This window comes from Streptomyces sp. CA-135486, from assembly GCF_050936555.1.
GTDB lineage: Bacteria > Actinomycetota > Actinomycetes > Streptomycetales > Streptomycetaceae > Streptomyces.
Genome location: NZ_JBNJMM010000001.1, coordinates 191,807 through 218,649, shown reverse-complemented (window position 1 = coordinate 218,649; position 26,843 = coordinate 191,807). Strand labels below are relative to the sequence as shown.

Below are 26,843 nucleotides of genomic sequence, written 5' to 3'. Positions count from 1 at the left end.
GCGTCCTGCGGTGCTGCATGGCGGTGCCACCGCAAGACGAAGGGCCCGCCCCCTCTCCCAGGGGGCGGGCCCCAGCCGTTGCGCCCCCTGGCCGGGGCCCATCGCGGCGATAGACGACCGAGGAGAGATGGCCGTCTGCTGACCTCTGCGGGGCAGGGGGCTCCTCGAGCCGTCAGCCGAACACCAGGTACACGAACCCATAGCTCAGCGCAGCGACGATCGCCGCGGCCGGCATCGTGATGAACCACCCCAGGACGATGTTCTTCGCAACCCCCCACCGCACCGCGTTCACCCGCTTCGTCGCGCCAACCCCCATGATCGCGGACGTGATCACATGCGTCGTCGAGATCGGCGCGTGGAACAGGAACGCGGAGCCGAACATGATCGACGCCCCCGTCGTCTCCGCCGCGAACCCCTGCGGCGGATCCAGCTCGATGATCTTGCGGCCGAGGGTTCGCATGATCCGCCAGCCACCCGCGTACGTCCCGAGCGACAGCATCAGCGCACATGCGATCTTCACCCAGACCGGAATCTCATCGCCCTGGCTCTGCACATCCGCGATGACGAGCGCCATCACCACGATGCCCATCGTCTTCTGCGCGTCCTGGAGACCGTGACCGAGCGCCATGCCCGCCGCCGAGACCGTCTGCGCTATGCGGAAACCGCGCTTGGTCTTGTTCGGACTGGACTTCCGGAACATCCACAGGATGGCGACCATCACCAGATAGCCGCAGATCAGGCCGACGAACGGGGAGACGAACATCGGGATGACGACCTTCTCGAGCACCCCGGTCCAGATCACCTCGGTCCCGCCCGCGAGCGCCGCGCCCACCATCCCGCCGAACAGCGCATGGGAAGAGGACGACGGCAGACCGAAGTACCAGGTGACCAGGTTCCACACGATCGCCCCGAGGAGAGCGGCGAAGAGGATGCCCATCCCCTGGTTGCCCTGGGGCGTCTCGATGAGCCCTTCGCTGACGGTCTTCGCGACGCCCTGACCTAGGAAGGCGCCGGCGAGGTTCATCACCGCGGCCATCGCCAGCGCCGCGCGTGGCGTCAGCGCACGCGTGGAGACCGAGGTCGCGATCGCGTTCGCGGAGTCGTGAAAGCCGTTGGTGTACGTGAATCCGAGCGCGACGCCAATGGTCACGATCAGGGCAAGGGTGTCCACGAGGTTCAGGACTCCTTGACCGCGATGGTCTCCACGGTGTTCGCAACATGCTCGAAGGCGTCGGCCGCCTCCTCCAGCACATCCACGATCTGCTTGAGCTTGAGCACCTCGATGGCGTCGTACTTACCGTTGAAGAGCGTGGCAAGAAGCTTGCGGTGAATCTGGTCGGCCTGGTTCTCCAGCCGGTTGACCTCGATCCAGTACTCGGTCAGGTTGTCCATGGTCCGCAGATGCGGCATGGCCTCCGCGGTCAGCTCCGCGGCCCGGGCCAGGACCTCGATCTGCTGCTCGACGCCCTTGGGGAGCTCCTCGACCTGGTAGAGCACGACCAGGTCGACGGCCTCCTCCATGAAGTCCATGATGTCGTCGAGCGACGACGCGAGCTTGTAGATGTCCTCGCGGTCGAACGGCGTGATGAACGAGGAGTTCAGCTGGTGGAAGATCGCGTGCGTGGCGTCGTCCCCAGCGTGTTCCGCTGCCCGCATCCGCTCCGCGATCTCGGCCCGGCCGGAGGCATCCGCCCCGAGCAGTTCCATGAGGAGCTTCGAGCCCGTGACGATGTTGTCCGCGGATGCGGCAAACATGTCGTAGAAGCTCGTCTCCCTGGGGGTCAGACGAAATCGCACGTGGGGTCCTCGGGGTGCTCTCGATTTGGTCAGGCTGATGCTAGGTGCATCATCCGGCCACGGCTAACCGGCGTCCATCAGTGTCGCCCATCAGACTCAGGGATCAGCACGGGGTCCCCATGCCCCGATCCGGCGCGATTCGTTACCATATACCCACGAGGGGTATCCAGGCCCTTTCTGGACAACGGGAGGACGCGATGACGACCACCGAGGCGGCCGGCCCCCCGGTCACGGACCACGACCGCGGTGTGCACGGGTACCACAAGCAGAAGGACGAACACCTCAAGCGACTGCGCCGGATCGAGGGCCAGATCCGCGGGCTGCAGCGGATGGTCGACGAGGGCGTCTACTGCATCGACATACTCACCCAGGTCTCCGCTTCCACGAAGGCGCTGCAGTCCTTCGCCCTTCAGCTCCTCGAGGAGCATCTGCGGCACTGCGTCGCGGATGCGGCGGTGAAGGGCGGCGACGAGATCGACGCGAAGGTCGAGGAGGCGACGAAGGCGATCGCGCGCCTTCTTCGTACCTGACACGCCTGTTACGCCTGTTACGCCCGATACATCCGAGCCGGATACTCCCATGGGCCGCGGCGACGGCCTCCCGGCCGCGCCGCCTCTGATTCATTCCTGCCGTGTCGCGGCAAACCGCTCGGCCGCCACTTTCAGCACCTCGTCGATACGGTCCGGGCTGAGCCGCTCCTCGTCAGCGGCGGACGCCGCAATGATCAACTCGCCACACAGCTCGATCTCGGCGAGGGCCACGTGGTCCTGGACGAGTGTCGTACTGGGGGGTGCCACGTGCAATCACCTCTTCCTGCCGGTCCCGACTTCCTAGCGTAGGGAGTGATGCACAGCGCGCGCATGGCACGTCCGGACCATTTAGGCCCTGATCCTCCCGGCGTAAATGTCCCGTTCCTCCGGCAGACGCACCACGATCGGCGCCCCGAAGTCGTACAGCAGGGTGGTCGAGGTCACGGCGACCGTGCCTCTCTCATTGGTGAAACTGAACCGGTGCCGCACCTTGCGCAGCCGCCCCTGTTCGTCGAGATACGCGTCGAAGGGCACGGTGTCCTTGGCGAACCCTTTCGCCGCGGCCGCCAGTGAGGCGCGGGCGTGCGGTTCGGCGACGCGCGCGGCCCGTGCGATATCGGTGGTGCCCCGGTAGTGCCGCACGGTCGTCCCGGCGAGCCGCTCGTCCCCGACGTAGGTCACGCCCTGTGCGCTGCGCAGCAGTTCGGCGGCGGCGAGCGGATCGGTCGCGCCCCCGGTGACCAGATTCCCGTCCGCCAGGGTGGTCGTGTCGACCCGTACCCACTTGTCGGCGGGCACGCCCGCGCCCCGGTTCTTCATGTACAGCGCACCCGGCGCCAGCAGCTCGGTGACCGGACTGTGCTCGTCCGCGCCCGAGGGGTCCTTGGGCAGTACGACGACGAGCTGCCCCATCCGCCGTCTGAAGTCGTAGCCGCCCTCACCCCGGATCGTCACCCGGGTCCCGCCGGTGGCCGTCTCCATGGACGTACGGGCCCTGGAGCTCCCGGTCGCGGCAAGCACATCCGCGGCCCTGCGCACCCGGTCGCCCGCGCCGCCGCCCCACCGGTCGTCGGCGACCGCGCCACCACCTGCGGAGCAGCCGCTGGTCGCCGCCATCCCCAGTACGGCGGCCGCCACGACGACAGCCCCGCTCCTGCGCCTGTGCTGCTGCACCACCATCGCCTGCCAACCCCCAACACCGGACCGCTGCTTCCAGGAGAGCCCACCCGTCCCGCATAACGACGGCCTGGGCCCCTCGTCACGCGAGTCGGGCGCCCGCAAGTCCCAGTACCGTGGAGTGGTGCACCCGCAGGCCCCCGGCGGCGACGCGCCGGCCCACCACACCACCACCACCGAACGCGGCTCCTTCGCCATGGCCCGATGCGTCTGCGGCTGGCTGGGGCCCGCGCGGCGTTCGCGCGAACGGGCACGTACGGACGCCGCGTTGCACATCTCGGCAGTCGACTCCGCGCCCTGACGGAACCTCTCGCTCCCCAGAGCCGTCTCGTCCCCCAGGAGGTTCCATGGACCGGCGCGCGCTGCTCACCACCGCTGTAGTTCTGACCGCTGCCGCCTGCACAGGCAAGAAGGGCGGCACTGGCACGACGGCGGCCACCACCACGACAACCACGACCACCCGGAGCAGATCCGCCACCGCTTCCGCGGCGGGCTCGGACTGGACGGCGCTTGCCCGCGGGCTCGACGGGAAGCTCGTACGGCCCGGGGACGCCGCGTATCCCGCCGCCCGGCAGCTCTACAACACGCGCTTCGACTCACTGAAGCCCGCGGCCGTCGCGTATGTCGCCGGTACTGACGACGTCAAGGAGTGCCTGGCCTGGGCCAGGGCCCACCGCACGCCCGTCTCCATCCGCAACGGCGGCCATTCCTATGCCGGTTGGTCGTCGGGCAACGGCCGTCTCGTCATCGATGTGTCGTCCCTCAACCGCGTCACGGCGGACGGTTCCATCGGTGCGGGCGCCAAGCTGATCGACGTCTACAACGCCCTCGCGCGCAGCGGCCGCACCATCCCCGCCGGCTCCTGCCCCTCCGTCGGCGTCTCCGGGCTCACCCTCGGCGGCGGGCACGGCGTCACCTCGCGTGCGTACGGACTGACCTGCGACAGCCTCGTCTCCGCGACCGTCGTCACGGCCGACGGCAAGCTGCTGACGGCGAGCGCGAAGGAGAACAAGGACCTCTTCTGGGCGCTGCGCGGCGCGGGCAACGGCAACTTCGGCGTCGTCACCGGGCTCCGGTTCCGTACGCATCCCACGCCCCCGACCGTCACCGCCTATCTCACCTGGCCCTGGTCGAAGGCCCCGGCGGTGCTTGCCGCCTGGCAGCGCTGGGGCCCGGAGCAGCCGGACGAGATCTGGTCGTCGGCGCACCTCGCCGCGGGTCCCGGCAGCACACCCACGCTGTCCGTCGCCGCGTTCTCGCTCGGTGGTGAGGGCGATCTGCGCAACGCCCTCGACCGGCTCGCCGACCGGGCGGGCTCGCCGGCGCGGTCGGTCTCGGTGCGCCGCCGCGGCTACCGCGAGGCGATGCTCGGGTACGCGGGCTGCGCCACGTTCAGTGAGGCCCAGTGCCATCTGCCGGGCACCACTCCGGGCCGTACGAAGCAGGGCGCGCTGCAGCGCGAGACGTACGCCGCGGCCTCCGACTTCTTCGACCGCGATCTCTCACCGGCCGGGCTGCGCGCGCTGATTTCCGGGGTCGAGGCGTTCACCCGGATCAAGCCCGGACAGGGCGGCGGCTCCGTCGCGCTGACCGCACTCGGCGGGGCGGTCAACCGCGTGGACCCGCTGGCGACGTCGTTCGTACACCGGCGCTCCAGGGTGCTCGCGCAGTACATCGCGTCCTGGCGCCCCGGGACAGCGGGAACGGCCCAGCAGGCCTGGCTGAAAAACACCCATGCGGGGATGCGCCGCCATGCGTCCGGCGCGGCCTATCAGAACTACATCGACCCCACACTGACCGACTGGCGCAAGGCGTACTACGGCCCGGCGGCGGACCGCCTCACCCGCCTGAAGAAGCAGTACGACCCGGACCTGATCTTCACCTTCCCGCAGGCGCTCTAGCCGACGGCCCCACCAGGCGCTGGGGCGGTCCCGCGCCGGCCGGCCGGGCTCCCTGAGCCGTCGGGCGATCACGCCGCGAGATCGTTTTCGCCGTTCCCGGAGCCCTCGGTCTTCGGCTCCGGGATGCCGAGCGTCTCCGGCCGGCCCTCAGGACCGCCCTCCGCCCGCTTCGACCGTACGAGCCACCCCACCCGCCCCGACCCGGCGACCGCCGACACCAGCGGCGTCAGCAGTGCCAGCGCGAGCGGCGCCAGCAGCAGCGCCACCGCCGTGCCGAGCGCGAAGCCGCCGACCACGTCGGTCGGGTAGTGCACGCCCATGTAGACCCGGCAGAAGCCCTCCGCGAGTGCGAGCCCGATCGCGGCGAAGCCGAACCTGCGGTGGGCGACGAAGAGCCCGGCGGCGATTGCCATCGCCAGCGTCGCGTGGTCGCTGACGAAGGAGTAGTCGGTCTTCCCCAGCACCAGGACCTCGATGCCCTGGTGCTCGACGAACGGCCGCGGTCTCTCGACGAACCCGCGGATGGGGATGTTGACCAGCAGCGCGATACCCGCGGCCAGCGGCGTCCAGATCAGCCCGGCGACCGCGGCGACCGAGTCCTCGGCGGTGCCGCGCCTGCGCACGCTCCACCAGCACCACAGCACGACCAGGACGAGCGCGAGCATGATTCCGTATTCGCCGACGAACTCCATCGTGCGGTCGAGCCACGACGGGGCGTCCTTGGCGAGACCATTGATGCCGTAGAGCAGGCTGAGGTCGGGGTCGGACCCTCCCCTTGACTGTGTCAGGGGGGACCCCATCGGCTCCGTCACGGGGAAGCCCACTGCGAGTCCGGCCATCTGCTGCAGCCCCTTGCCTTGTTGCCTGGCGCGACGCCCCTTCCGGATGCCTCGCCTCTACCAACCCCCGTGGTCAGTGCGGTGTCTGCTGCATGGTCAGTGCGGCTGTACCCGTCCAGGGAACGGCCCATTCCCTGTGTACGTTCCACTCTCCACCGAAAGATCACCATGACGTTACCGAAGAGTGATACATCGTCGCAGCTCAGGGCCTTGGCCTTGCAGACAGTTCCGGCCACGTCCGACGCTTCATCAGGCTTCCGGGACGGTCGTCGGCAGCGCTTTCGCGCCATCCTTGGTGACCCTCGTCGCGCCGAAGTAGTCCGGGGTGTCGATCTTGTCGAAACGGATCACGGCCCCGGTGTACGGAGCGTCGATCATGTACCCGCCGCCCACATAGAGCCCGACATGCCGGATCGCCCGTGAATTGGTGAGGTCGTCCGAGAAGAAGACGAGATCGCCGGGAAGCAGCTCGTCGCGCGAAGGATGCGGACCGGCGTTGTACTGATCGTTCGCGACACGTGGCAGCTCGATACCCACGGTCCGGTACGCGGCCTGCGTCAGCCCCGAACAGTCGAAACGTCCACCCTGCTCAGGCGTGCCGTTGCCGCCCCACAGATACTTCGTGCCGAGCTTCTGCTGCGCGAAGTAGATCGCCCCGGCAGCCTGCCGCGACGGCTCGACCCGCCCGATGGGCCTGGCGAAGCTCTTCTCCAGCGTGCGGATGACCTTGACGTAGTTCTGCGTCTCGCGGTACGGCGGCACGCCCCCGTACTTGATGACGGCGTAGGCGCCCGCGTTGTACGCGGCAAGCATGTTGTCGGTCTGATCGCCGGGCGCCTTCTTTACATATCCGGCCAACTCGCAGTCGTATGACGCGGCAGACGGAATCGCATCTGCCGGATCCCATACGTCCTTGTCCCCGTCCTTGTCCCCGTCGATGCCGTGCGCCGCCCAGGTGCCGGGGATGAACTGGGCGATGCCCTGCGCGGCGGCGGGACTCTGCGCCTTCGGGTTCCAGCCGCTCTCCTGGTAGAGCTGGGCGGCCAGCAGCGCCGGGTTGATGGCCGGGCAGAGGTTGCCCCACTTCTGCACGAGCGGCTGATAAAGCGCGGGCACGGCACCCTTGGCGAGCCCGACGGCCCGCCCGCCGACGCCGTTGGCACCACCGAAGAGCCCGGCGGCCGCGGAGTACGTCCCCACGACGAGCAGCGCGACGAAGCTCAGGCACAGCCCCAGCCCGATCCCACTGGCCACCCAGACTTTCCGCACGCCCTCAACCCTCCCCCATCCGCGCCGTGTTCCAGCCCGTTTCCACCCGCGCGCCTACGGCTTGCGTCCGACGCCGCCGAACATGGCCACCTCGGCGGGCTCTTCACCGTCGGCGGCCGGCGGCCGCCAGCGGGAACACGACACCAGTCCGGGCTCCAGCATGTCGAGCCCGTCAAAGTACCGGGTGAGCTGCTGCGGGGTGCGCTGGGTGAGCCGGGGCGTGCCGTGCTCGTTCCAGAACGCGACGGCCGCGTCCACATCGGGCATCGCCGGGCTGGTGATCGTGTGGGACAGCACGAGATGACTGCCCGCGGGCAGCGCCTCCATGAGGCGGCGCACGATCTCGTACGACTCCTCGTCGTCCTCGATGAAAATCACCACGCCGAGCAGCATCAGCGCGACCGGCCGGGTGAGATCGAGCGTCCCGGCGGCGCGCTCCAGGATCGTGTCCACGTCGCGCAGATCGGCGTCGAGATAGTCGGTGCGGCCCTCGGGCGTACTGGTGAGCAGGGCGCGGGCATGCGCGAGCACGAGGGGGTCGTTGTCCACGTACACGATCCGCGCGTCGGGCGCAGCACGCTGGGCGACCTCGTGAGTGTTGTCGGCACTGGGCAGCCCGGTGCCGATGTCGAGGAACTGCCGGATGCCGACACCGGCGGCCAGATGGTGCACGGACCGCCCCAGGAACAGCCGGTCGGCGATCGCGTAGTCGCCGATGCCGGGGTGGAGCCCGCGAATCTGGTCACCGGCTTCGCGATCGACCTCGTAGTTGTCCTTGCCGCCGGTCCAGTAGTTCCAGATCCGGGCGGTGTGCGGGCGCGTGGCGTCGATCCGGGCGAGTAAGTGCGCGTTGTCGGTCACAGGGACCAAGATAACCAACTCCGCCTGGCACGGGTGTTGTTGGAGGCAGGGTGCGGGGGCGCCGAACTCCTCCGCCCGGCGGAACCGTCCTCGCCCGGCCCGCCGTCCCCATGGACCACAGGAGTGGACTGCTTCCGCCACGGGGGACACGCGGATCTATATATACGGGGACGCCGGGACAGCCGCGCAGGCGGGGGCGTGAGCGCGGCCAGGCGGGCATCACCGTTTCCCCGGCGTAGGAACGGCAGTGGCCACCGCCCTACAAGCGCTGACCCGTCGGCGCCCCGCGCACTCGGCCGAGGGTGCGCCCCACAGGTGGAACAACGACAGTCATTGCCCGGGGTCACCCTCCGTGATACATAGAGTGACCATACGCACTTCTCGCATCACCCCGGCCCTCGCCGCCGCAGGTCAGGGCGGCGCGATCGGTCATACGTGCGGAGATCGGGTAAAGAGACCCGCCAAGGCGGCTTACGCGGGCGGTTTCATCAGCGAAGATAGAGCGACGGCCCATGCCGAGGGGCAGGGCACTGAACAACCCAACAGGGGCGGTGAGTTACATGATCCTGGCAGCCGAAAAGGGCGACATCACCACCATCATCGGCGGAATCGCCCCGAACTGGGGGCCTTTCGGGAGCCTGGGGAACGAGGCGCGGGTGATGATCGAGGTCGTGATGGCGGTTGCCATCCTCCTCTGCCTGGGCATCGCGATCTGGGGCGCGGCCAAACAGCGCATCGGCGCGACGGCACTGCGCGACACCTTCAGCGCGGAGCAGGGCAAGGGCCTGATCGTCGCCGGTCTTACCGGTGTCTTCATCATCGGGTCACTGGGGACCTTGTTCACCATCGTGTACGGGATGGCTGTCTAACCGCCCGTCAGACCCTCCGGGCGTGCCCGGCCCACCCTTCGAGGTTGCGTCTCCCTGATGTCGAGTCACCACACCGCGCCCGCGCGGGAAGCAGCACGACTACCGTCGTACTACGGGTCGTACTACGCGGCACTGCAAACGGTTGAGGGGGCGTACGCGAGATGAGCCTCGGGGACGAACACGGCTACGGCGGCGAGTCGGGCGGCCGCACGGACGACGACTTCGGCGGCACGGGCCAGACGCGTACCCGCCTGCCGGGCGGCACCGACACCGACGGCTACGGCGGCGCCCGCCGCCCCGTACGGAACTCACGCTCCCTGATCACCGTGGTGGGCATCGTGGTGCTGCTGATCGCGGCTATCGCCTTCGCGAACCAGGGCGGGGGCGACGACGGCACCTCGGCCGAGGGTGACAAGGGGGCGGGGGCGGCTCCGACGGCGGCGACGGGGGTGCGGCCGGTGAAGGGGGAGGCCGGGGGGATTCCGTCGGGGTTTGCGAGGGATGAGCAGGGGGCGCAGAGCGCGGCGGCGAATTATGCGGTGGCGCTGGGTTCTGACGGCATGTTCAACGAGCAGCGCCGTCAGAACATCGTGAAGTCCATCGCCGACTCCAGCACGCTGGACAAGCTCCAGTCAGGGTTCGACGCCGACTACTCCCCCGCCTTCCTCGCTCAGATCGGCCTGAGTGCCGACGGCGCTGCCCCAGGGGGCTCCACGTTCGTCAACCGGACCCTTCCGGCAGGCACCAAAGTCAAGAGCTTCTCGGGCGAGGCCGCTGATGTCGACGTCTGGTGCATGGGCCTGTTCGGGCTGACGGGTGAGAAATCCACCAAGCCGGTGACGAGCGGCTGGTTCACCGTAAGCGTCAAGCTGAAGTGGAACGGATCCGACTGGAAGGTCCTGGCTACCAGCCAGAAGACGGGGCCCACGCCAGTCACCGGTGACAATCCCGTGTCCGGGTCCGACGAAATCGCTGGAGCAGTCAAGGAATTCGGAGGGTTCACATATGCCCGCTAACCCTCACCTCCGGCTGCGCTCCATCATGACCACCGTGGCAGCCGTCCAGACGGCAGCGTTCCTGTTTGCGGTCCGGGCAGCCGCAGCACCGACGCCCACGCCCACACCGGGCAAGACCAACGATCCGTGCGAGCTCATCGCTGGGCCCGCGCGGGACTACTGCGACAACGGCGCACCCGGCGGAGCCAACCGCACCCCCCTCGACCCCACCGACGCCCTCGACCCCCTCACCTCCCTCGCCCGCGGCTGCGCCGACGCCGCCGTCTGGACCATCGACCAGCTCTCCAAGGCGGTGAACGCCACCGCCACCGTCGACTTCACCAACTCCGCCTTCCGCGCCCAGTACGCCATCGTCTTCGCCGCTTCCACCATCCTCACCCTCGTCCTCTGGCTCCTCGCCGTCGCCAAGCGCGCCGTCCGCGGTGTCCCCCTCACCACCGCCGTCTCCGAAGCCGTCGGCTTCCTCTGGCTCACCGTCCTCGCTTCCGCCTTCACCCCGCTCATCCTGTACACCCTCGTCTCCGCGACCGACGGCGTCACCGAGGTCATCGCAGGCGGCACCAGTGGGCAGACCGACCAGTTCTTCGGGAACTTCTCCGGCGCCCTGAAGAAGGGGACCGACATCGGCGGCGGGCCGATCATGCTGATCGTCGTCTCGCTCGTCACGATCCTCGCCGCCGGCGTCCTCTTTCTCGAGCTGTTCATCCGCGCGATCCTTCTCTACGTCGGCGCCCTCCTGGGCGTCGTCGTCTACTCCGGACTCGTCGACAAGAACATGTGGGGGCGTGTCCGCCGCTGGGCCGGCATCATGATCGCGATCATCATGGTCAAGCCAGTGATCGCGATCGTCCTGGGTCTCGCGGGCGCACTCTCCGCCGAGAACGGACCCGACTCCTTCTCCGCCGTCGTCTCCGGCCTCTCGATCATTCTGCTCGCCATCTTCGCCTCCGCGGTGATCTACCGTTTCGTCCCCGGCTTCGGCGACGAGATCGTCGCTTCCCGCAACAACCGCCTGCAGAACGGCGCCGAGAACGCCGCGGCCGCCGTCATCAGCTCGCCCGCCAACCTCGTCTCCCAGGGCATCAAGACCCACAGCAGCCGCGGCAACCAGCGCGGCGGAGACAGCAACGGCAGCGCCCCGCGCCCCGCCAACCCCATCAGCGGCGGCGTGGCCGCGCACAGCAGCCGCAATTCCGGCGGGGGGGCCGGCGGAGGGGGCGGATCCGTTCCCGCCGCACCCCCGCCCCGTAGCAGCGCCCCCGGCACCAGCACCCCGCACAGCAACCGCAAGAGCACAGGAGGTGGAGGGCGTTGACGACGCAGTCCCAACCCATCACGCCCCGCCGTACGTATCTGATCGGCCGGGCCCGGCCGAACGCGATCGTCGGCAAGAACCGCGAGACCGGCGAGATCGCCCTGATCATCGCCGGCGCGTTCCTCGGCATGATGAGCGGGCTGCTGGTCCCCGTCCTGTCCCTGCGGATCGTGCTGCTGATGGGTTTCCCGCTGCTCGCCCTCGCCGCCGTGTACGTCCCGTACAAGCACCGCACCTTCTACAAGTGGTTCGAGATCAACCGCAGTTACAAGCGCACCCTGCGCAGCGGCACCCTCTACCGCTCCTCCGCCACCGAGGCCGGCACCCGGCTCGACGGGCGTGAGGTCGAGGTCGGCCCGCCCCCGGGCATCGGCCGGATCAACTGGCTCGCCGCCCCCTTCGGCCCCGACGAGATCGCCGTACTGCTGCACGCCGACCGCCGTACCGTCACCGCCGCCATCGAGATCGAGGGCCCCGGCGTCGGCCTGCGCGACAGCGAGGACCAGGAGGCGCTCGTCGACCGCTTCGGCACCCTGCTCAAGCATGTGGCCAACGGCGACGGCTTTGTGACGCGCCTTCAGATGCTCGCGCGTACGCTCCCGGCCGACCCCGACGCACACGCCAAGGACGTCGCCCAGCGCGGCAACCAGCAGTCGCCCGGCTGGCTGCGCGACTCCTACGACCAGCTCCAGTCGATGGTCTCCACCTCCAGCGAGCAGCACCGCGCCTACCTCGTCGCCTGTATGCACTACTCCCGTGAACTGGCCGCCGAGGCCCACACCATGGCCCGCGCCGCCCGGCACTCCTCCGGCGGGAAGGCTTCGGGTCCGAGGAAACTCGACAAGGACGCCGGCCTCGCCGTCGTCATGGCCCGCGAGCTCACCGACATCTGCGCCCGGCTCGCCGAGGCCGACATCCGGGTCCGCCAGCCGCTCGGCCAGGGCAGGCTCGCCTCCCTGGTGCACTCGATGTACGACCCCGACCACCCCATCGACCACATCCAGGCGATGACGAAACGCAACGCCTGGCCCGCCGAGCTCGACGCCATGGAGCCCACCTACCTCCAGGCGAAGACCCGCGAGTCCTCCACCCGCGCGCCCTGGTGCCACTCCACCGCCTGGGTGAAGGAGTGGCCCATGACCCCGGTCGGCGTCAACTTCCTCGCGCCGCTGCTCGTCCACACCCCCGATGTGATCCGTACGGTCGCGGTCTGCATGGACCTGGAGCCCACCGAGGTCGCCATCGAGCGCATGCTCACCGAGAAGACGAACGACGAGGCGGACGCGAGCCGCGCCGCCAAGATGAATCGCACCGTCGACCCGCGCGACATCGCCGCGCACGGGCGGCTCGACCAGCGGGGTGAAGATCTCGCGAGCGGTGCGGCAGGGGTGAATCTTGTCGGGTACATCACCGTGTCGTCGCGTTCACCCGAGGCTCTGGCCCGGGACAAGCGCACAATCAGGGCCTCGGCCGGCAAGTCCTACCTGAAGCTGGAGTGGTGCGATCGCGAGCACCACCGGGCCTTTGTGAACACCTTGCCGTTCGCGACCGGCATCCGACGCTGAGGAGAGGGCAGTCCGCCATGCGAGATCCGCTGTCCGTCTTCACAGATGCCTTCACCTCCTTCCTGTTCGGCAAGGTGGAGACGACGCGCCTGCCCGTGCGTACCTCCACGGGGCAGGCTCAGGCCGTCTACCTGCCGACCGCCGCGCCGGGCCTCGGCGACTCGGGCGTGATCATCGGCCGCGAGGTCTACAGCGGAAAGGGCTATATCTACGACCCCTTCCAGCTGTACGGCCAGCAGCTGCCGGCCCCCCACTGGCTGGTGCTCGGGGAGTCCGGAAACGGCAAGTCGGCGCTCGAGAAGACGTACGTCCTGCGGCAGTTGCGCTTCCGCGACCGGCAGGTCGTCGTCCTGGACGCACAGGGCGAGGACGGGGTGGGCGAGTGGAATCTCGTCGCCCAGGAGCTGGGGATAACCCCCATCAGGCTCGACCCGATGACGGCGCTGGACGGCGGCATCCGCCTCAACCCACTGGACCCGGCGATCACCACGACCGGCCAGCTGGCCCTGCTCCGTACGATCATCGAGGTCGCGATGGGGCACGGCCTCGACGAGCGGTCCGGCTTCGCGCTGAAGGTGGCGCATGCCTACGTGAACGAGACGATCGTCGACCGGCAGCCGGTGCTGACGGACATCGTCGACCAGCTGCGGCATCCGGAGGCGGAGTCGGCGGAGGCGATGAACGTCGACATAGACGACGTACGGGCCTGGGGCCTCGATGTCGCGCTCGTCCTGGACCGGCTGGTCGACGGCGACCTGCGGGGCATGTTCGACGGCCCGACGACCGTCGGGATCGACCTGGACGCCCCGCTGATCGTCTTCGATCTCTCCCACATCGACCGCAACTCGATCGCCATGCCCATCCTCATGGCGATCGTCGGAGTCTGGCTCGAACACACCTGGATCCGCCCGGACCGCAAGAAGCGCATCTTCCTGGTGGAGGAGGCGTGGCACATCATCAACTCGCCCTTTGTGGCTCAGCTCTTCCAGCGGCTGCTGAAGTTCGGCCGCCGACTGGGCCTGTCCTTCGTGGCGGTGGTCCACCACCTGTCGGACGTGGTGGACGGGGCGGCCGCGCGGGAAGCGGCTGCCATCCTCAAAATGGCCTCGACGAGAACGATTTACGCCCAGAAGGCGGACGAGGCGAGGGCGACGGGACGGGTGCTGGGCCTGCCGCGATGGGCCGTCGAGATCATCCCGACGCTCACTCCGGGTATCGCTGTCTGGGACGTCAACGGCAATGTCCAGGTGGTCAAGCACCTGGTGACGGAGGCGGAGAGGCCGCTGGTCTTCACCGACCGGGCCATGACGGAGTCCTCGGGTCCGGCACTGCCGGAGGACGTACTGGCCGCGGAGTTGGAGGCGGAGCAGCGCGCGGCACTGAACGAGCGCCGACAGCTGGACGAGTCCTCCGAGTCGACGGTGGCATGACATGCGCGACCGACGTGATTTTCGGGAGGACGAACGTGGCATCCCGGACGGCCTGTTGGTGGGCCTGCTCGGCTTTCTGCTCGGCCTGACGCTCCTGGTCTGGACGGCGACGGGCCTGGCGGGCGTCCTGTCCCACGGCGCCTGGCCGAGGGGTGTGACCTTCACCCAGACCCCGATGGCGATGCGCGCGCTGGCGTCCAAACCCCACGACCTCGCGGGGGCGTGGCCGGACGCCCCACCGGCGGAGCTTTCGGGCTACGGGCTGTTCTGGGGCCTGGCCATCGGCGAGTTGATGGTCCTGCTGGTCCTGACGATCTTCGTCCTGGGCACCGCTGCCCGCTGGCGCGCGGTCCGCGCGAACCGGCCGACGGCCCCGCCCGCGGCCGCGAGCCCCCGGCCCATGGCCACAGGTCCCAACCCGCTGTCGAAGCAGAAGGCGAACGGCACCGGCACCTCCGCAGGACCCATTGCCGCGGACGCCTACCGGCCCGGCACGGACCACCGCGAAGCCGTCGGCCACCCGGCGCAGCCGGAGCACGGCACCGGCGGGTCGGAGGTTCGCGTCACGGGCGTCGGCGCAGCCACGACGCCGCCTCTCGGGGCCACAGGCCCCAACGCCCCCACAGCTCCCATCCACCCGGGCCAAGGGTCCGACACCACCGTGCAGCCGGGTGCCGTGCCCGCGGCCGCGTACGCGGGCACCCTGTACGGCCACGGAGCGCCGGGCCACAGCGGAGCCGTCGGCGAACCTACGCAGCCGGGGCACGGCTCCGGGCAACCGCAGATTGCCGACCACGGGACGGGCGGATGGGACAGAACCCTGCCCGCGCCCCGAACCCCCCGCATCCTCTACGGCGACCCCGCCACCCGCCGCCCCGCCGCCGTCCGTGCCGTCCTCGACGCCGCCGGCCCCGTCCTCCTCGTCACCTCCGACCCCGCCGTCTGGGCCGAGACCAAGGACGCCCGGGCCAAGCTCGGCCCCGTACTCCTCTACGACCCCGGGCACCTCTGCGACACCCCGGCCCGCCTCCACTGGTCCCCCACCGCGCACTGCGAGGACGCCACCACGGCCCAGGACCGCGCCACCGCCCTGCTCGCCCCCGTACGCCCCCGTGCCCTCCTCGACGCCGCAATGGCCGACACCGCCGAAACGCTCCTGCGCTGCTGGCTCCACGCCGCTGCCGTGGACGGACGCCCCTTCAAGCAGCTCCACCGGTGGGCCCAGGGCGGCAGCGCCCACGACGCCGTACGCATCCTCCGTACGCACCCCAAGGCAACCGCCGGCCTCGCCGGCCTGCTCGAGTCCGCGCTCACCGCCCACCCCGAACGCCGGGAGATCGCCCAGCAGTTGGTCGTACGCGCTCTCTCCGCCCTCTCCTCGATCCATATCCGTGAGGCTTGCACCCCGAACCGAACGGATTCGCTCACCTTGGAATCATTCATAAACGAAGGGGGCACCCTTTATCTGATGGGGGAATCCATCGAAGACCCCAGAACGCACCCCGGTGCCATGCCGCTGCTCACCGCACTGGCCTCAGACGTGGTCGAGCACGGCCGCCGCATGGCCGCACGGTCATCCGACGGTCGGCTCGACCCACCAATGACGCTCGTTCTGGACGACGTCGCGGCCGTGGCTCCGCTTCCCCGGCTTCCGGAGCTGCTGGCAACCGGTCAGGACCAGGGACTGCCGACCCTGGTCCTGCTCCGTTCCGCCGAACAGGCCCGCGCCCGCTGGCCGGAGCCACTCGGCCAGTAGGGCAAGCGTCAAAGAAGGGGCGTTGCCGGCCCCACCCCCCAACCTGCCTGCTACGCCCACTGACCCACGCCCCGTCACACGGACCGGTCCGCCACGAGTGGCGGCAGAAGGTCGACACCACCGCCGGCGCTCTCCGCCCCTGCTGCTGAGCCGGACAGCACGGCGCCCGGCACATCCGCCCGGCTCCCGCAGGCCCCTCGGCCTAACGCAGAACCTCCAGCTCCAGCTCCCGTTCCGCGGATTGTCCCGGCACCGGCACGGAGTCCCCGCTCGGCACGAACCCCATCCGCCGGTAGAACGCCGCAGCCCGAGCATTGCGCTCGTCCACATACAGCCGCACCCGCTTCACGGGCGGCCCCGGCAGCTCCCACGACCAGTCCAGGGCAGCCCGGAACAGCGCCTCGGCCACACCCGCACCACGCGCCTCGGGCCGTACGAACACCGCGACCACATGCGTCTGGTCGACCTTCGCGGCCTCCCCGAACCGCACCTCGCCGGCGGGCCGCTCGACCAGCACGGTGACGGTGCCCGCCCACTGCCCGTCCGGCGCCTCGGCAATGAACTGCCGGGCCACCACCCCCTCCGCGACTGTGGCCGCGCGGTCCTGCCAGAAGCCGTCGGGCCGCTCGACAGCCTTCTCGTATGTCTCGAGGAAGGCGATGGGCGCGGCCGGATCCCGCAGGGCGACCAACCGGAGCTCCCGGGCCTTCGCCCACTCCTCGGCCCGTACGGGTCGAATGACATAGTCCATCTGCCGATACTGGCCCCGCCCCGCGCCCCAGAGCAACGCAGTTCCGTCCGGTAAATACGTCCTGAACGCAGAAAAGCCCCGCACCAGAAGGTGCGGGGCTTCCCCACAATAATTGTTCGGCGGCGTCCTACTCTCCCACAGGGTCCCCCCTGCAGTACCATCGGCGCTGAAAGGCTTAGCTTCCGGGTTCGGAATGTAACCGGGCGTTTCCCTAACGCAATGACCACCGAAACTCTATGAAAATAGTGAACTCCAGCCGGCCAAAAGGGCGAGTTCGTTACTTCAGAACATACACAGTGGACGCGAGCAACTGAGGACAAGCCCTCGGCCTATTAGTACCAGTCAGCTCCACCCCTTACAGGGCTTCCACATCTGGCCTATCAACCCAGTCGTCTACTGGGAGCCTTAACCCCTCAAAGGGGGTGGGAGTCCTCATCTCGAAGCAGGCTTCCCGCTTAGATGCTTTCAGCGGTTATCCTTTCCGAACGTAGCCAACCAGCCATGCCCTTGGCAGGACAACTGGCACACCAGAGGTTCGTCCGTCCCGGTCCTCTCGTACTAGGGACAGCCCTTCTCAAGACTCCTACGCGCACAGCGGATAGGGACCGAACTGTCTCACGACGTTCTAAACCCAGCTCGCGTACCGCTTTAATGGGCGAACAGCCCAACCCTTGGGACCGACTCCAGCCCCAGGATGCGACGAGCCGACATCGAGGTGCCAAACCATCCCGTCGATATGGACTCTTGGGGAAGATCAGCCTGTTATCCCCGGGGTACCTTTTATCCGTTGAGCGACGGCGCTTCCACAAGCCACCGCCGGATCACTAGTCCCGACTTTCGTCCCTGCTCGACCCGTCGGTCTCACAGTCAAGCTCCCTTGTGCACTTACACTCAACACCTGATTGCCAACCAGGCTGAGGGAACCTTTGGGCGCCTCCGTTACCCTTTGGGAGGCAACCGCCCCAGTTAAACTACCCATCAGACACTGTCCCTGATCCGGATCACGGACCCAGGTTAGACATCCAGCACGACCAGAGTGGTATTTCAACGACGACTCCACCTGAACTGGCGTCCAAGCTTCACAGTCTCCCACCTATCCTACACAAGCCGAACCGAACACCAATATCAAACTGTAGTAAAGGTCCCGGGGTCTTTCCGTCCTGCTGCGCGAAACGAGCATCTTTACTCGTAGTGCAATTTCACCGGGCCTATGGTTGAGACAGTCGAGAAGTCGTTACGCCATTCGTGCAGGTCGGAACTTACCCGACAAGGAATTTCGCTACCTTAGGATGGTTATAGTTACCACCGCCGTTTACTGGCGCTTAAGTTCTCAGCTTCGCCACACCGAAATGTGACTAACCGGTCCCCTTAACGTTCCAGCACCGGGCAGGCGTCAGTCCGTATACATCGCCTTACGGCTTCGCACGGACCTGTGTTTTTAGTAAACAGTCGCTTCTCGCTGGTCTCTGCGGCCACCCCCAGCTCACCGAGTAAATCGGATCACCAGTGATGGCCCCCTTCTCCCGAAGTTACGGGGGCATTTTGCCGAGTTCCTTAACCATAGTTCACCCGAACGCCTCGGTATTCTCTACCTGACCACCTGAGTCGGTTTAGGGTACGGGCCGCCATGAAACTCGCTAGAGGCTTTTCTCGACAGCATAGGATCATCCACTTCACCACAATCGGCTCGGCATCAGGTCTCAGACTATGTGCAGGGCGGATTTGCCTACCCTGCGTCCTACACCCTTACCCCGGGACAACCACCGCCCGGGCTGGACTACCTTCCTGCGTCACCCCATCGCTTACCTACTACCACCTTGGACCGGCGGCTCCACCACTCCCCTTCACCCGAAGGCTCCAGGGCGGCTTCACGGCCTTAGCATTAATGGGCTCGATACTGGGCGTTTCAAAGCGGGTACCGGAATATCAACCGGTTGTCCATCGACTACGCCTGTCGGCCTCGCCTTAGGTCCCGACTTACCCTGGGCAGATCAGCTTGACCCAGGAACCCTTAGTCAATCGGCGCACACGTTTCTCACGTGTGTATCGCTACTCATGCCTGCATTCTCACTCGTGAACCGTCCACAACTCGCTTCCGCGGCTGCTTCACCCGGCACACGACGCTCCCCTACCCATCCCAGCGGGCGTTGGCCCTCATGCTGGAATGACACGACTTCGGCGGTACGCTTGAGCCCCGCTACATTGTCGGCGCGGAATCACTTGACCAGTGAGCTATTACGCACTCTTTCAAGGGTGGCTGCTTCTAAGCCAACCTCCTGGTTGTCTCTGCGACTCCACATCCTTTCCCACTTAGCGTACGCTTAGGGGCCTTAGTCGATGCTCTGGGCTGTTTCCCTCTCGACCATGGAGCTTATCCCCCACAGTCTCACTGCCGCGCTCTCACTTACCGGCATTCGGAGTTTGGCTAAGGTCAGTAACCCGGTAGGGCCCATCGCCTATCCAGTGCTCTACCTCCGGCAAGAAACACACGACGCTGCACCTAAATGCATTTCGGGGAGAACCAGCTATCACGGAGTTTGATTGGCCTTTCACCCCTAACCACAGGTCATCCCCCAGGTTTTCAACCCTGGTGGGTTCGGTCCTCCACGAAGTCTTACCTCCGCTTCAACCTGCCCATGGCTAGATCACTCCGCTTCGGGTCTTGAGCGCGCTACTGAATCGCCCTGTTCGGACTCGCTTTCGCTACGGCTTCCCCACACGGGTTAACCTCGCAACACACCGCAAACTCGCAGGCTCATTCTTCAAAAGGCACGCAGTCACGACTGTTGCTCCGAAGAACAACAGCGACGCTCCCACGGCTTGTAGGCACACGGTTTCAGGTACTATTTCACTCCGCTCCCGCGGTACTTTTCACCATTCCCTCACGGTACTATCCGCTATCGGTCACCAGGGAATATTTAGGCTTAACGGGTGGTCCCGCCAGATTCACACGGGATTTCTCGGGCCCCGTGCTACTTGGGTGTCTCTCAAACGAGCCGCATAGATTTCAGCTACGGGGGTCTTACCCTCTACGCCGGACCTTTCGCATGTCCTTCGCCTACCTATACGGTTTCTGACTCGTCTCACAGCCGGCAGACCGTGAAAGAGAGATCCCACAACCCCGCATGCGCAACCCCTGCCGGGTATCACACGCATACGGTTTGGCCTCATCCGGTTTCGCTCGCCACTACTCCCGGAATCACGGTTGTTTTCTCTTCCTGAGGGTACTGAGATGTTTCACTTCCCCTCGTTCCCTCCACACTGCCTATGTGTTCAGCAGCGGGTGACAGCCCATGACGACTGCCGGGTTTCCCCATTCGGAAACCCCCGGATCAAAGCCTGGTTGACGGCTCCCCGGGGACTATCGTGGCCTCCCACGTCCTTCATCGGTTCCTGGTGCCAAGGCATCCACCGTGCGCCCTTAAAAACTTGGCCACAGATGCTCGCGTCCACTGTGCAGTTCTCAAGCAACGACCAGCCACCCACCACCCCCGCCCTGAGGCAGAGTTCACTGGGGCCGGCATCACGAAGGGCAAGCTCACGCTCGCACCCTCAGACACCCAACAGCGCGCCCGGCACGACCAGTCGAAGACTCACGTTCCACGCCGAAGCAGTACTAGTGATCCCAACCAACCGTGCCGAATAGTCAACGTTCCACCCATGAGCAACCAGCACCGGACACTCGCCGGTGTTCTGGCCCCTGACCAGGCCCGAAGACCTGGTGAGAAGTGCTCCTTAGAAAGGAGGTGATCCAGCCGCACCTTCCGGTACGGCTACCTTGTTACGACTTCGTCCCAATCGCCAGTCCCACCTTCGACAGCTCCCTCCCACAAGGGGTTGGGCCACCGGCTTCGGGTGTTACCGACTTTCGTGACGTGACGGGCGGTGTGTACAAGGCCCGGGAACGTATTCACCGCAGCAATGCTGATCTGCGATTACTAGCAACTCCGACTTCATGGGGTCGAGTTGCAGACCCCAATCCGAACTGAGACCGGCTTTTTGAGATTCGCTCCGCCTCGCGGCATCGCAGCTCATTGTACCGGCCATTGTAGCACGTGTGCAGCCCAAGACATAAGGGGCATGATGACTTGACGTCGTCCCCACCTTCCTCCGAGTTGACCCCGGCAGTCTCCTGTGAGTCCCCATCACCCCGAAGGGCATGCTGGCAACACAGAACAAGGGTTGCGCTCGTTGCGGGACTTAACCCAACATCTCACGACACGAGCTGACGACAGCCATGCACCACCTGTATACCGACCACAAGGGGGGCACTATCTCTAATGCTTTCCGGTATATGTCAAGCCTTGGTAAGGTTCTTCGCGTTGCGTCGAATTAAGCCACATGCTCCGCTGCTTGTGCGGGCCCCCGTCAATTCCTTTGAGTTTTAGCCTTGCGGCCGTACTCCCCAGGCGGGGAACTTAATGCGTTAGCTGCGGCACCGACGACGTGGAATGTCGCCAACACCTAGTTCCCAACGTTTACGGCGTGGACTACCAGGGTATCTAATCCTGTTCGCTCCCCACGCTTTCGCTCCTCAGCGTCAGTAATGGCCCAGAGATCCGCCTTCGCCACCGGTGTTCCTCCTGATATCTGCGCATTTCACCGCTACACCAGGAATTCCGATCTCCCCTACCACACTCTAGCTAGCCCGTATCGACTGCAGACCCGGGGTTAAGCCCCGGGCTTTCACAACCGACGTGACAAGCCGCCTACGAGCTCTTTACGCCCAATAATTCCGGACAACGCTTGCGCCCTACGTATTACCGCGGCTGCTGGCACGTAGTTAGCCGGCGCTTCTTCTGCAGGTACCGTCACTTTCGCTTCTTCCCTGCTGAAAGAGGTTTACAACCCGAAGGCCGTCATCCCTCACGCGGCGTCGCTGCATCAGGCTTTCGCCCATTGTGCAATATTCCCCACTGCTGCCTCCCGTAGGAGTCTGGGCCGTGTCTCAGTCCCAGTGTGGCCGGTCGCCCTCTCAGGCCGGCTACCCGTCGTCGCCTTGGTAGGCCATCACCCCACCAACAAGCTGATAGGCCGCGGGCTCATCCTTCACCGCCGGAGCTTTCAACCCCCCGAGATGCCTCGGAAGGTGGTATCCGGTATTAGACCCCGTTTCCAGGGCTTGTCCCAGAGTGAAGGGCAGATTGCCCACGTGTTACTCACCCGTTCGCCACTAATCCACCCCGAAGGGCTTCATCGTTCGACTTGCATGTGTTAAGCACGCCGCCAGCGTTCGTCCTGAGCCAGGATCAAACTCTCCATGAATGTTTTCCCGTCATCGGGATGAACACCACAAGAGCGGAACAACCAGTCGGAATAAGACCGGCCGTTCACAGCGTCCTCGCTGTGTCAATGCCTACCCGCCACACAGGCCGGTAGGACTTTCAAAGGAACCTCGAACCTGCCGAAACAGGCCGGGGTATCAACATATCTGGCGTTGACTTTTGGCACGCTGTTGAGTTCTCAAGGAACGGACGCTTCCTTCGTACTCACCCTCGCAGGCTTTCCTCCGGGCGCTTCCCTTCGGTCTTGCGTTTCCGACTCTATCAGACTCTTTCGTGTCCGATTCCCCGTCGGAAGGGGCTCGCTTTCCGGCCTTTCGGCTTTCCGGCGGTTCCGACTCTATCAGATCCTTTCGGGCCTGATTCCCGGTCGAACTCGGGTTGCCTTTCCGGCCGTTGAGCCGTTCCGACGGCCAAACTCTAGCGGATTTCTCAGGCGACCCAAAATCGGGTCGTCAAAATGAATTTCGGCATGCCGAAATTCATCCCGGCTGGGAGATCGTGCTGAGTTGGTTGCCGCATTCGCGGCTGGAGTGGCTGTCGTAGAACCGTTCCGGCTCCACGACAACTCGAAGAACCTTACGGACAGATGAAGGGTGTGTCAACTCCGACCCACGCTCGTCCGGACACCCGCCCGGACACCCACCCGGGACGTCGGTCGTGGCACCTCTCCCGGCACGCCCTAGTCCAGATCGGTGAGCCGGCCGCCGGCGTCGGGCTGGGCGTGTTCCACGCGGCGCAGGACTCGGATCAGCAGCTCTCCGAGCACACCCCGCTCCTCCCCCGACAGGTCCTGCAGCAGCTCTTCCTCGAAGTGCGTGGCCATGCGCATGGCCTCCTGCCACTTCGCACGGCCCTCGTCCGTCAGCTCCACGATGACCCGCACCCGGTTGTTCTCGTCGCGGTCGCGCGTGACCAGGCCCTCGCTCGCCATGCGGTCGATGCGGTGGGTCATCGCGGCCGGGGTGAGGCCGAGTCGCTTGGCCAGCTCGCCCGGGCCCATCCGATAGGGGGAACCGGCGAGGACCAGGCTCTTGAGGACCTCCCACTCGGCGTTGCTGATGCCGAGATCGGCGATCTGGCGGCCGTACGCGACGTTCATCCGGCGGTTCAGTCGGCCCAGCGCCGAGACGACCTTCTCGACCTGAGGGTCCAGGTCGCCGAACTCGCGCTGATATGCCGCGATCTGTTCGTCGAGGCTCGGCTCCTGGAGCCCGGACTGGAGCGGCCCGGACTGGTGCTCGGGCCGGCGGCCGGGGCCGGGCGGCTCGGGGCCCTCGGGGGTCTCGGTTGGCATGCACCGAAGTATCGCATGAGCGCGTTGGCGTTGAAGTCCTTCACTATGTATTGTTGACGTTCTAACTTTAGTCTTGAAGTCTTCAGACTTCAGTCCTCTACGATCTTGAGGTAGGTGAGTGTGACCAGGGCGACGGGCGCTGCGATGCGCCGGATACAGGCGGGGAACGCGTTGGCCGCGTTCGGACTCGGCTTCACCGTTCCGTATCTCTACGTCTATGTGGCGCAGGTGCGGGACCTGGGCGCGTCGACGGCCGGTGCCGTCCTCGCGGTCTTTGCGATGGCCGCTCTCGTCGCCCTTCCCTTCACCGGGCGGGTCATCGACCGGCGCGGGCCGCTGCCCGTACTGGTCGGTGCCGCGGTTCTCGCCGCCATGGGTGCCGCGTCGATGGGGCTGTCGACGAGCGTGCCCGCCGTCGTCCTGTCCGCCGCACTGCTGGGAGCCGGTACGGCGGTGATGCAGCCGGCGCTCGCCACGATGATCGTCTGGACCTCGGACTCCTCGACCCGTACGCGCGCCTTCGCCATGCAGTTCTTTCTGCAGAATCTGGGGCTCGGCATCGGTGGGCTGATCGGCGGGCACATCGTCGACGAGAGCCGGCCGGGCAGCTTCACGCTGCTGTTCGGCATAGAGGCGGCGATGTTCCTGGTGCTTGCCGGTATTGCCATGAGTGTTCGGCTGCCGCGCTCGCTCGCCCTCCAGGAGGCACGGCCTGCGAACGCCGAGGCCAAGGCGAAGGGCGGGTTGCGTGCGCTGCTCGGGCACCGGGCGATGGTGCAGCTGTGCGTGCTCGGGTTCGTGCTCTTCTTCGCCTGCTACGGCCAGTTCGAGTCGGGGCTCGCCGCGTACGGCACCGAGGCCGCCGGGATCCAGCCCGCGACCCTCGGGACCGCGCTGGCCGCCAACACCTTGGTGATCGTGCTCGCGCAGTTCGTGGTGCTGAAGTTCGTCGAACGCCGCAGGCGCAGCCGGGTGATCGCCGGCGTGGGGCTGATCTGGGCCGTGGCCTGGATCGCGGCCGGGTACGCGGGCCTCGGGCACGGCAGCCAGGCGATGGCGACCGCCGCGTTCGTCTCCGCGTACGGGCTCTTCGGGCTCGGTGAGGCGATGCTGTCGCCGACCGTCGCGCCGCTGGTGGCCGATCTGGCGCCGGAGTCGATGGTAGGGCAGTACAACTCCGCCTTCGCGCTGGTCAAGCAGCTCGCGCTGGCCGTCGGTCCGGCCGTGGGCGGGCCGATGGGTGCCGCGCTGCACGGTCCGTACATCGTGACGTTCGTGCTCTTCTCGCTCGGCATCACCATGCTGGCGCTGCGACTGGGCAAGCGGCTCACGCCCGTACAGGACCGGCCCTCGATCGTGTCGAGGTCGCGGGTGGTGGCCCAGCACAAGCCGGCCGAGCAGATCGAGGCCGTGGCCTAGTCGAGGCCGTGGCCCGGTCGAGCCGGCCGCCCGGTCGAGGCCGCCGCCTAAGCGGGCAGCGCGAATTCGCACCAGACCGCTTTGCCGCCGCCGGGAGTGCGGCGGCACCCCCAGGACGAGGCGATCGTCGCGACGATGGAAATCCCGCGGCCCGCCTCGTCCTCCGTTTCCGCGCGGCGGCGGCGCGGCAGATGGTCGTCGCCGTCCGTCACCTCGATGATCAGGCGGCGGTCGGTGCGGCGGAGTCTGAGGCGCATCGGCGGGGTGCCGTGCTGGAGGGAGTTGGCGACCAGTTCGCTGGCGGCCAGCACTCCCAGGTCGTGGAGCTCGGGCGAGAAGCGCCAGGAGGCCAGTACGCCGGAGGCGAAGGCACGCGCGCGTGGAGCCGCTTCGATGCCGCCGAGCAGTTCGAGGGCGGCGTTGTGGAAGAGCTCGGCGGACACGCCCGTACGCGTGGGGTGCTGGACGACCAGTACGGCCACGTCGTCGTCGTGCTCCGCGGTGACTCCCAGGGAGCGGATCAGCCGGTCGCAGACCACCTGCGGGGTGCCTGTCGCGCCCTCGAGCGCACGCTCGAGGGCGGCCACTCCCTCGTCGATGTCCTCGCCGCGGCGCTCGATCAGACCGTCCGTGTAGAGGACGGCGCTGGAGCCGGGCGGCAGCGCGATGGTGCCCGAGGTGTGGAGCCAGCCGCCGGTGCCGAGCGGTGGTCCCGTCGGGTCCTCGGCGCGGCGGACCGTGCCGTCCTCGTCCCGTACGAGGACGGGGAGATGGCCGGCCGAGGCGTAGACGAGCCGGCCTTCGTTCGGATCGTGGACCGCATAGAGGCAGGTGGCGATCTGGCTGGCGTCGATCTCGGCGGCCAGGCCGTCGAGCAGCTGAAGCACCTCGTGCGGCGGCAGGTCGAGGCGGGCATAGGCCCGTACGGCGGTGCGGAGCTGGCCCATCACTGCGGCCGCGCGCACGCCACGGCCCATGACATCGCCGATGACGAGCGCGGTGCGTCCGGCTCCGAGGGTGATGACGTCGTACCAGTCGCCGCCGACCGCGGCGTCCGTGCCGCCCGGTTGGTAGGTGGCCGCGATGCGCAGGTCGTCGGGCTGTTCCAACTCCTGCGGGAGCAGGCTCCTCTGGAGGGTGACGGCGGTCTCGCGGTGACGGCGCTCGCTGGCGCGCAGCCGCTCGGCGGCCTCGGCGTGGTCGCTGACGTCGGCGGCGAAGACGAGTACTCCCCCGCCTTCCTTGGGGCTCTCGGCGGGCAGGCAGGTGACGGTGTACGAGCCGGAGCCGAGGACCTTGCGGGACTTGACCGTGCGGGGCTTGCCGCTGCGCAGCACCTGGTCCATGAGCGGCAGCAGGCCCAGTTCGGCGAGCTCGGGGCAGCTGTCGGCGGCTCTCGCACCGGCGGGTCGGTGGCCGAAGGCGGCGGCGTAGGCGTCGTTGACGTACGCGATGCGGTGCTCGGAGCCGTACACCAGGGCGACCAGGGCGGGCAGCCGGCCGAGGATCTCGCGTACGCAGAAGTCCTCGATGGCGGGGACGTCGGGCAGGGCCTCCGGCTGGTCTTCGTACTCACCGCGGGCCGCACCAGGAGCCTCGTTGCGAGCCTCATTGCGGGCTGCGGGCACCGAGCCCTCCCCCCGCTGTGCTGGGGAGATCCCGTGGCCGGTCCTCCGCGCTGCGGCGCGCCGCTGCGTACCGGGGAGCCTTGCGCTCCAACGCGTGAAGTTCACTGACTTTCTAGCCTCAATGCTTGTCGCCAAGGGTCAC

Annotated in this window: 20 protein-coding genes and 3 rRNA genes; 10 read left to right on the top strand and 13 right to left on the bottom strand. The window is 67.2% G+C overall.

Annotated elements, in window-relative coordinates:
• Positions 1 to 172 precede the first annotated feature (172 nt).
• Both ACQEVG_RS01105 and ACQEVG_RS01100 read right to left on the bottom strand, forming a co-directional pair.
• Entirely contained in the window at positions 173 to 1,171 is a 999-nt protein-coding gene (locus ACQEVG_RS01105; protein WP_432975555.1) for an anion permease, read from the bottom strand.
• A 5-nt stretch (positions 1,172 to 1,176) separates the two neighbouring features.
• A complete protein-coding gene (locus tag ACQEVG_RS01100) occupies positions 1,177 to 1,797 on the bottom strand; it encodes a DUF47 domain-containing protein (protein ID WP_307662564.1) in 621 nt (206 codons plus the stop codon).
• Between the two features lie 197 nt (positions 1,798 to 1,994).
• Here ACQEVG_RS01100 and ACQEVG_RS01095 point away from each other — a divergent pair, with 197 nt between their 5' ends.
• Positions 1,995 to 2,327, top strand: a complete 333-nt coding sequence (locus ACQEVG_RS01095) for a metal-sensitive transcriptional regulator (RefSeq protein WP_432975550.1) — start codon at positions 1,995 to 1,997, stop codon at positions 2,325 to 2,327.
• A gap of 90 nt (positions 2,328 to 2,417) precedes the next feature.
• On the opposite strand, the gene ACQEVG_RS01090 is transcribed toward ACQEVG_RS01095, so the two are convergent.
• On the bottom strand, positions 2,418 to 2,600 hold the full coding sequence (locus ACQEVG_RS01090; protein ID WP_360878184.1) for a hypothetical protein: 183 nt from the start codon (positions 2,598 to 2,600) through the stop codon (positions 2,418 to 2,420).
• Positions 2,601 to 2,675: 75 nt separating this feature from the next.
• Complete coding sequence (locus ACQEVG_RS01085; RefSeq protein ID WP_432975547.1) at positions 2,676 to 3,506, bottom strand: hypothetical protein; 831 nt, start codon at positions 3,504 to 3,506, stop codon at positions 2,676 to 2,678.
• 121 nt (positions 3,507 to 3,627) lie between these two features.
• Between ACQEVG_RS01085 and ACQEVG_RS01080 the strand changes: the two genes are divergently transcribed.
• Positions 3,628 to 3,804, top strand: a complete 177-nt coding sequence (locus ACQEVG_RS01080) for a hypothetical protein (RefSeq protein ID WP_432975544.1) — start codon at positions 3,628 to 3,630, stop codon at positions 3,802 to 3,804.
• Positions 3,805 to 3,850: 46 nt separating this feature from the next.
• Positions 3,851 to 5,404, top strand: a complete 1,554-nt coding sequence (locus ACQEVG_RS01075) for an FAD-binding oxidoreductase (protein WP_432975541.1) — start codon at positions 3,851 to 3,853, stop codon at positions 5,402 to 5,404.
• A gap of 68 nt (positions 5,405 to 5,472) precedes the next feature.
• Here ACQEVG_RS01075 and ACQEVG_RS01070 read toward each other — a convergent pair whose 3' ends face one another.
• The 3 genes from ACQEVG_RS01070 to ACQEVG_RS01060 form a co-directional block, all read right to left on the bottom strand.
• Entirely contained in the window at positions 5,473 to 6,204 is a 732-nt protein-coding gene (locus tag ACQEVG_RS01070) for a phosphatase PAP2 family protein (protein WP_432984920.1), read from the bottom strand.
• A gap of 288 nt (positions 6,205 to 6,492) precedes the next feature.
• Entirely contained in the window at positions 6,493 to 7,497 is a 1,005-nt protein-coding gene (locus ACQEVG_RS01065; protein ID WP_432975538.1) for an NlpC/P60 family protein, read from the bottom strand.
• Between the two features lie 69 nt (positions 7,498 to 7,566).
• On the bottom strand, positions 7,567 to 8,373 hold the full coding sequence (locus ACQEVG_RS01060) for an SAM-dependent methyltransferase (RefSeq protein ID WP_432975535.1): 807 nt from the start codon (positions 8,371 to 8,373) through the stop codon (positions 7,567 to 7,569).
• A 560-nt stretch (positions 8,374 to 8,933) separates the two neighbouring features.
• Here ACQEVG_RS01060 and ACQEVG_RS01055 point away from each other — a divergent pair.
• The 6 genes from ACQEVG_RS01055 to ACQEVG_RS01030 all read left to right on the top strand — a co-directional run bounded on the left by ACQEVG_RS01055 (position 8,934) and on the right by ACQEVG_RS01030 (position 16,324).
• The gene (locus tag ACQEVG_RS01055) at positions 8,934 to 9,242 is read left to right on the top strand and encodes a hypothetical protein (protein WP_142217964.1); all 309 of its coding nucleotides are present in this window, start codon (positions 8,934 to 8,936) and stop codon (positions 9,240 to 9,242) included.
• A gap of 161 nt (positions 9,243 to 9,403) precedes the next feature.
• A complete protein-coding gene (locus ACQEVG_RS01050; protein WP_432975531.1) occupies positions 9,404 to 10,258 on the top strand; it encodes a hypothetical protein in 855 nt (284 codons plus the stop codon).
• Positions 10,248 to 11,573, top strand: coding sequence for a hypothetical protein (locus ACQEVG_RS01045; protein WP_432975528.1), 1,326 nt, complete (start codon positions 10,248 to 10,250; stop codon positions 11,571 to 11,573). Before ACQEVG_RS01050 ends, ACQEVG_RS01045 begins: the two co-directional genes overlap by 11 nt.
• On the top strand, positions 11,570 to 13,138 hold the full coding sequence (locus ACQEVG_RS01040) for an SCO6880 family protein (protein WP_432975525.1): 1,569 nt from the start codon (positions 11,570 to 11,572) through the stop codon (positions 13,136 to 13,138). Before ACQEVG_RS01045 ends, ACQEVG_RS01040 begins: the two co-directional genes overlap by 4 nt.
• A 17-nt stretch (positions 13,139 to 13,155) precedes the next feature.
• Positions 13,156 to 14,568 carry an ATP-binding protein gene (locus ACQEVG_RS01035; protein ID WP_432975522.1) on the top strand — a complete coding sequence of 471 codons (1,413 nt, stop codon included), beginning with the start codon at positions 13,156 to 13,158 and terminating at the stop codon, positions 14,566 to 14,568.
• Between the two features lies 1 nt (position 14,569).
• Positions 14,570 to 16,324 carry a type VI secretion protein gene (locus ACQEVG_RS01030; protein WP_432975519.1) on the top strand — a complete coding sequence of 585 codons (1,755 nt, stop codon included), beginning with the start codon at positions 14,570 to 14,572 and terminating at the stop codon, positions 16,322 to 16,324.
• Positions 16,325 to 16,526: 202 nt separating this feature from the next.
• Here ACQEVG_RS01030 and ACQEVG_RS01025 read toward each other — a convergent pair whose 3' ends face one another.
• The 5 genes from ACQEVG_RS01025 to ACQEVG_RS01005 form a co-directional block, all read right to left on the bottom strand.
• Positions 16,527 to 17,075 carry a GNAT family N-acetyltransferase gene (locus tag ACQEVG_RS01025; RefSeq protein ID WP_432975516.1) on the bottom strand — a complete coding sequence of 183 codons (549 nt, stop codon included), beginning with the start codon at positions 17,073 to 17,075 and terminating at the stop codon, positions 16,527 to 16,529.
• 114 nt (positions 17,076 to 17,189) lie between these two features.
• A 5S ribosomal RNA gene (gene rrf, locus ACQEVG_RS01020) occupies positions 17,190 to 17,306 on the bottom strand.
• A gap of 81 nt (positions 17,307 to 17,387) precedes the next feature.
• Positions 17,388 to 20,510: ribosomal RNA gene (locus ACQEVG_RS01015) — 23S ribosomal RNA — on the bottom strand.
• 304 nt (positions 20,511 to 20,814) lie between these two features.
• Positions 20,815 to 22,340 (bottom strand): 16S ribosomal RNA (locus ACQEVG_RS01010).
• The 16S, 23S and 5S rRNA genes sit together here, the layout of an rRNA operon.
• A gap of 699 nt (positions 22,341 to 23,039) precedes the next feature.
• Complete coding sequence (locus tag ACQEVG_RS01005) at positions 23,040 to 23,654, bottom strand: MarR family winged helix-turn-helix transcriptional regulator (protein WP_432975513.1); 615 nt, start codon at positions 23,652 to 23,654, stop codon at positions 23,040 to 23,042.
• 144 nt (positions 23,655 to 23,798) lie between these two features.
• Here ACQEVG_RS01005 and ACQEVG_RS01000 point away from each other — a divergent pair, with 144 nt between their 5' ends.
• Positions 23,799 to 25,073: an MFS transporter gene (locus tag ACQEVG_RS01000; RefSeq protein ID WP_432984917.1), complete on the top strand. Its 1,275-nt coding sequence runs from the start codon at positions 23,799 to 23,801 to the stop codon at positions 25,071 to 25,073.
• 47 nt (positions 25,074 to 25,120) lie between these two features.
• On the opposite strand, the gene ACQEVG_RS00995 is transcribed toward ACQEVG_RS01000, so the two are convergent.
• Positions 25,121 to 26,806: an ATP-binding SpoIIE family protein phosphatase gene (locus ACQEVG_RS00995; protein WP_432975510.1), complete on the bottom strand. Its 1,686-nt coding sequence runs from the start codon at positions 26,804 to 26,806 to the stop codon at positions 25,121 to 25,123.
• Between the last annotated feature and the right edge of the window lie 37 nt (positions 26,807 to 26,843).

Coding starts and splice junctions, on each gene's coding strand:
- ACQEVG_RS01095 (WP_432975550.1), top strand. CDS start 1,995: ATGACGACCACCGAGGCGGCCGGCCCCCCGGTCACGGACCACGACCGC.
- ACQEVG_RS01085 (WP_432975547.1), bottom strand. CDS start 3,506: ATGGTGGTGCAGCAGCACAGGCGCAGGAGCGGGGCTGTCGTCGTGGCG.
- ACQEVG_RS01075 (WP_432975541.1), top strand. CDS start 3,851: ATGGACCGGCGCGCGCTGCTCACCACCGCTGTAGTTCTGACCGCTGCC.
- ACQEVG_RS01070 (WP_432984920.1), bottom strand. CDS start 6,204: ATGGGGTCCCCCCTGACACAGTCAAGGGGAGGGTCCGACCCCGACCTC.
- ACQEVG_RS01055 (WP_142217964.1), top strand. CDS start 8,934: ATGATCCTGGCAGCCGAAAAGGGCGACATCACCACCATCATCGGCGGA.
- ACQEVG_RS01050 (WP_432975531.1), top strand. CDS start 9,404: ATGAGCCTCGGGGACGAACACGGCTACGGCGGCGAGTCGGGCGGCCGC.
- ACQEVG_RS01045 (WP_432975528.1), top strand. CDS start 10,248: ATGCCCGCTAACCCTCACCTCCGGCTGCGCTCCATCATGACCACCGTG.
- ACQEVG_RS01035 (WP_432975522.1), top strand. CDS start 13,156: ATGCGAGATCCGCTGTCCGTCTTCACAGATGCCTTCACCTCCTTCCTG.
- ACQEVG_RS01030 (WP_432975519.1), top strand. CDS start 14,570: ATGCGCGACCGACGTGATTTTCGGGAGGACGAACGTGGCATCCCGGAC.
- ACQEVG_RS01025 (WP_432975516.1), bottom strand. CDS start 17,075: ATGGACTATGTCATTCGACCCGTACGGGCCGAGGAGTGGGCGAAGGCC.
- ACQEVG_RS01005 (WP_432975513.1), bottom strand. CDS start 23,654: ATGCCAACCGAGACCCCCGAGGGCCCCGAGCCGCCCGGCCCCGGCCGC.
- ACQEVG_RS01000 (WP_432984917.1), top strand. CDS start 23,799: ATGCGCCGGATACAGGCGGGGAACGCGTTGGCCGCGTTCGGACTCGGC.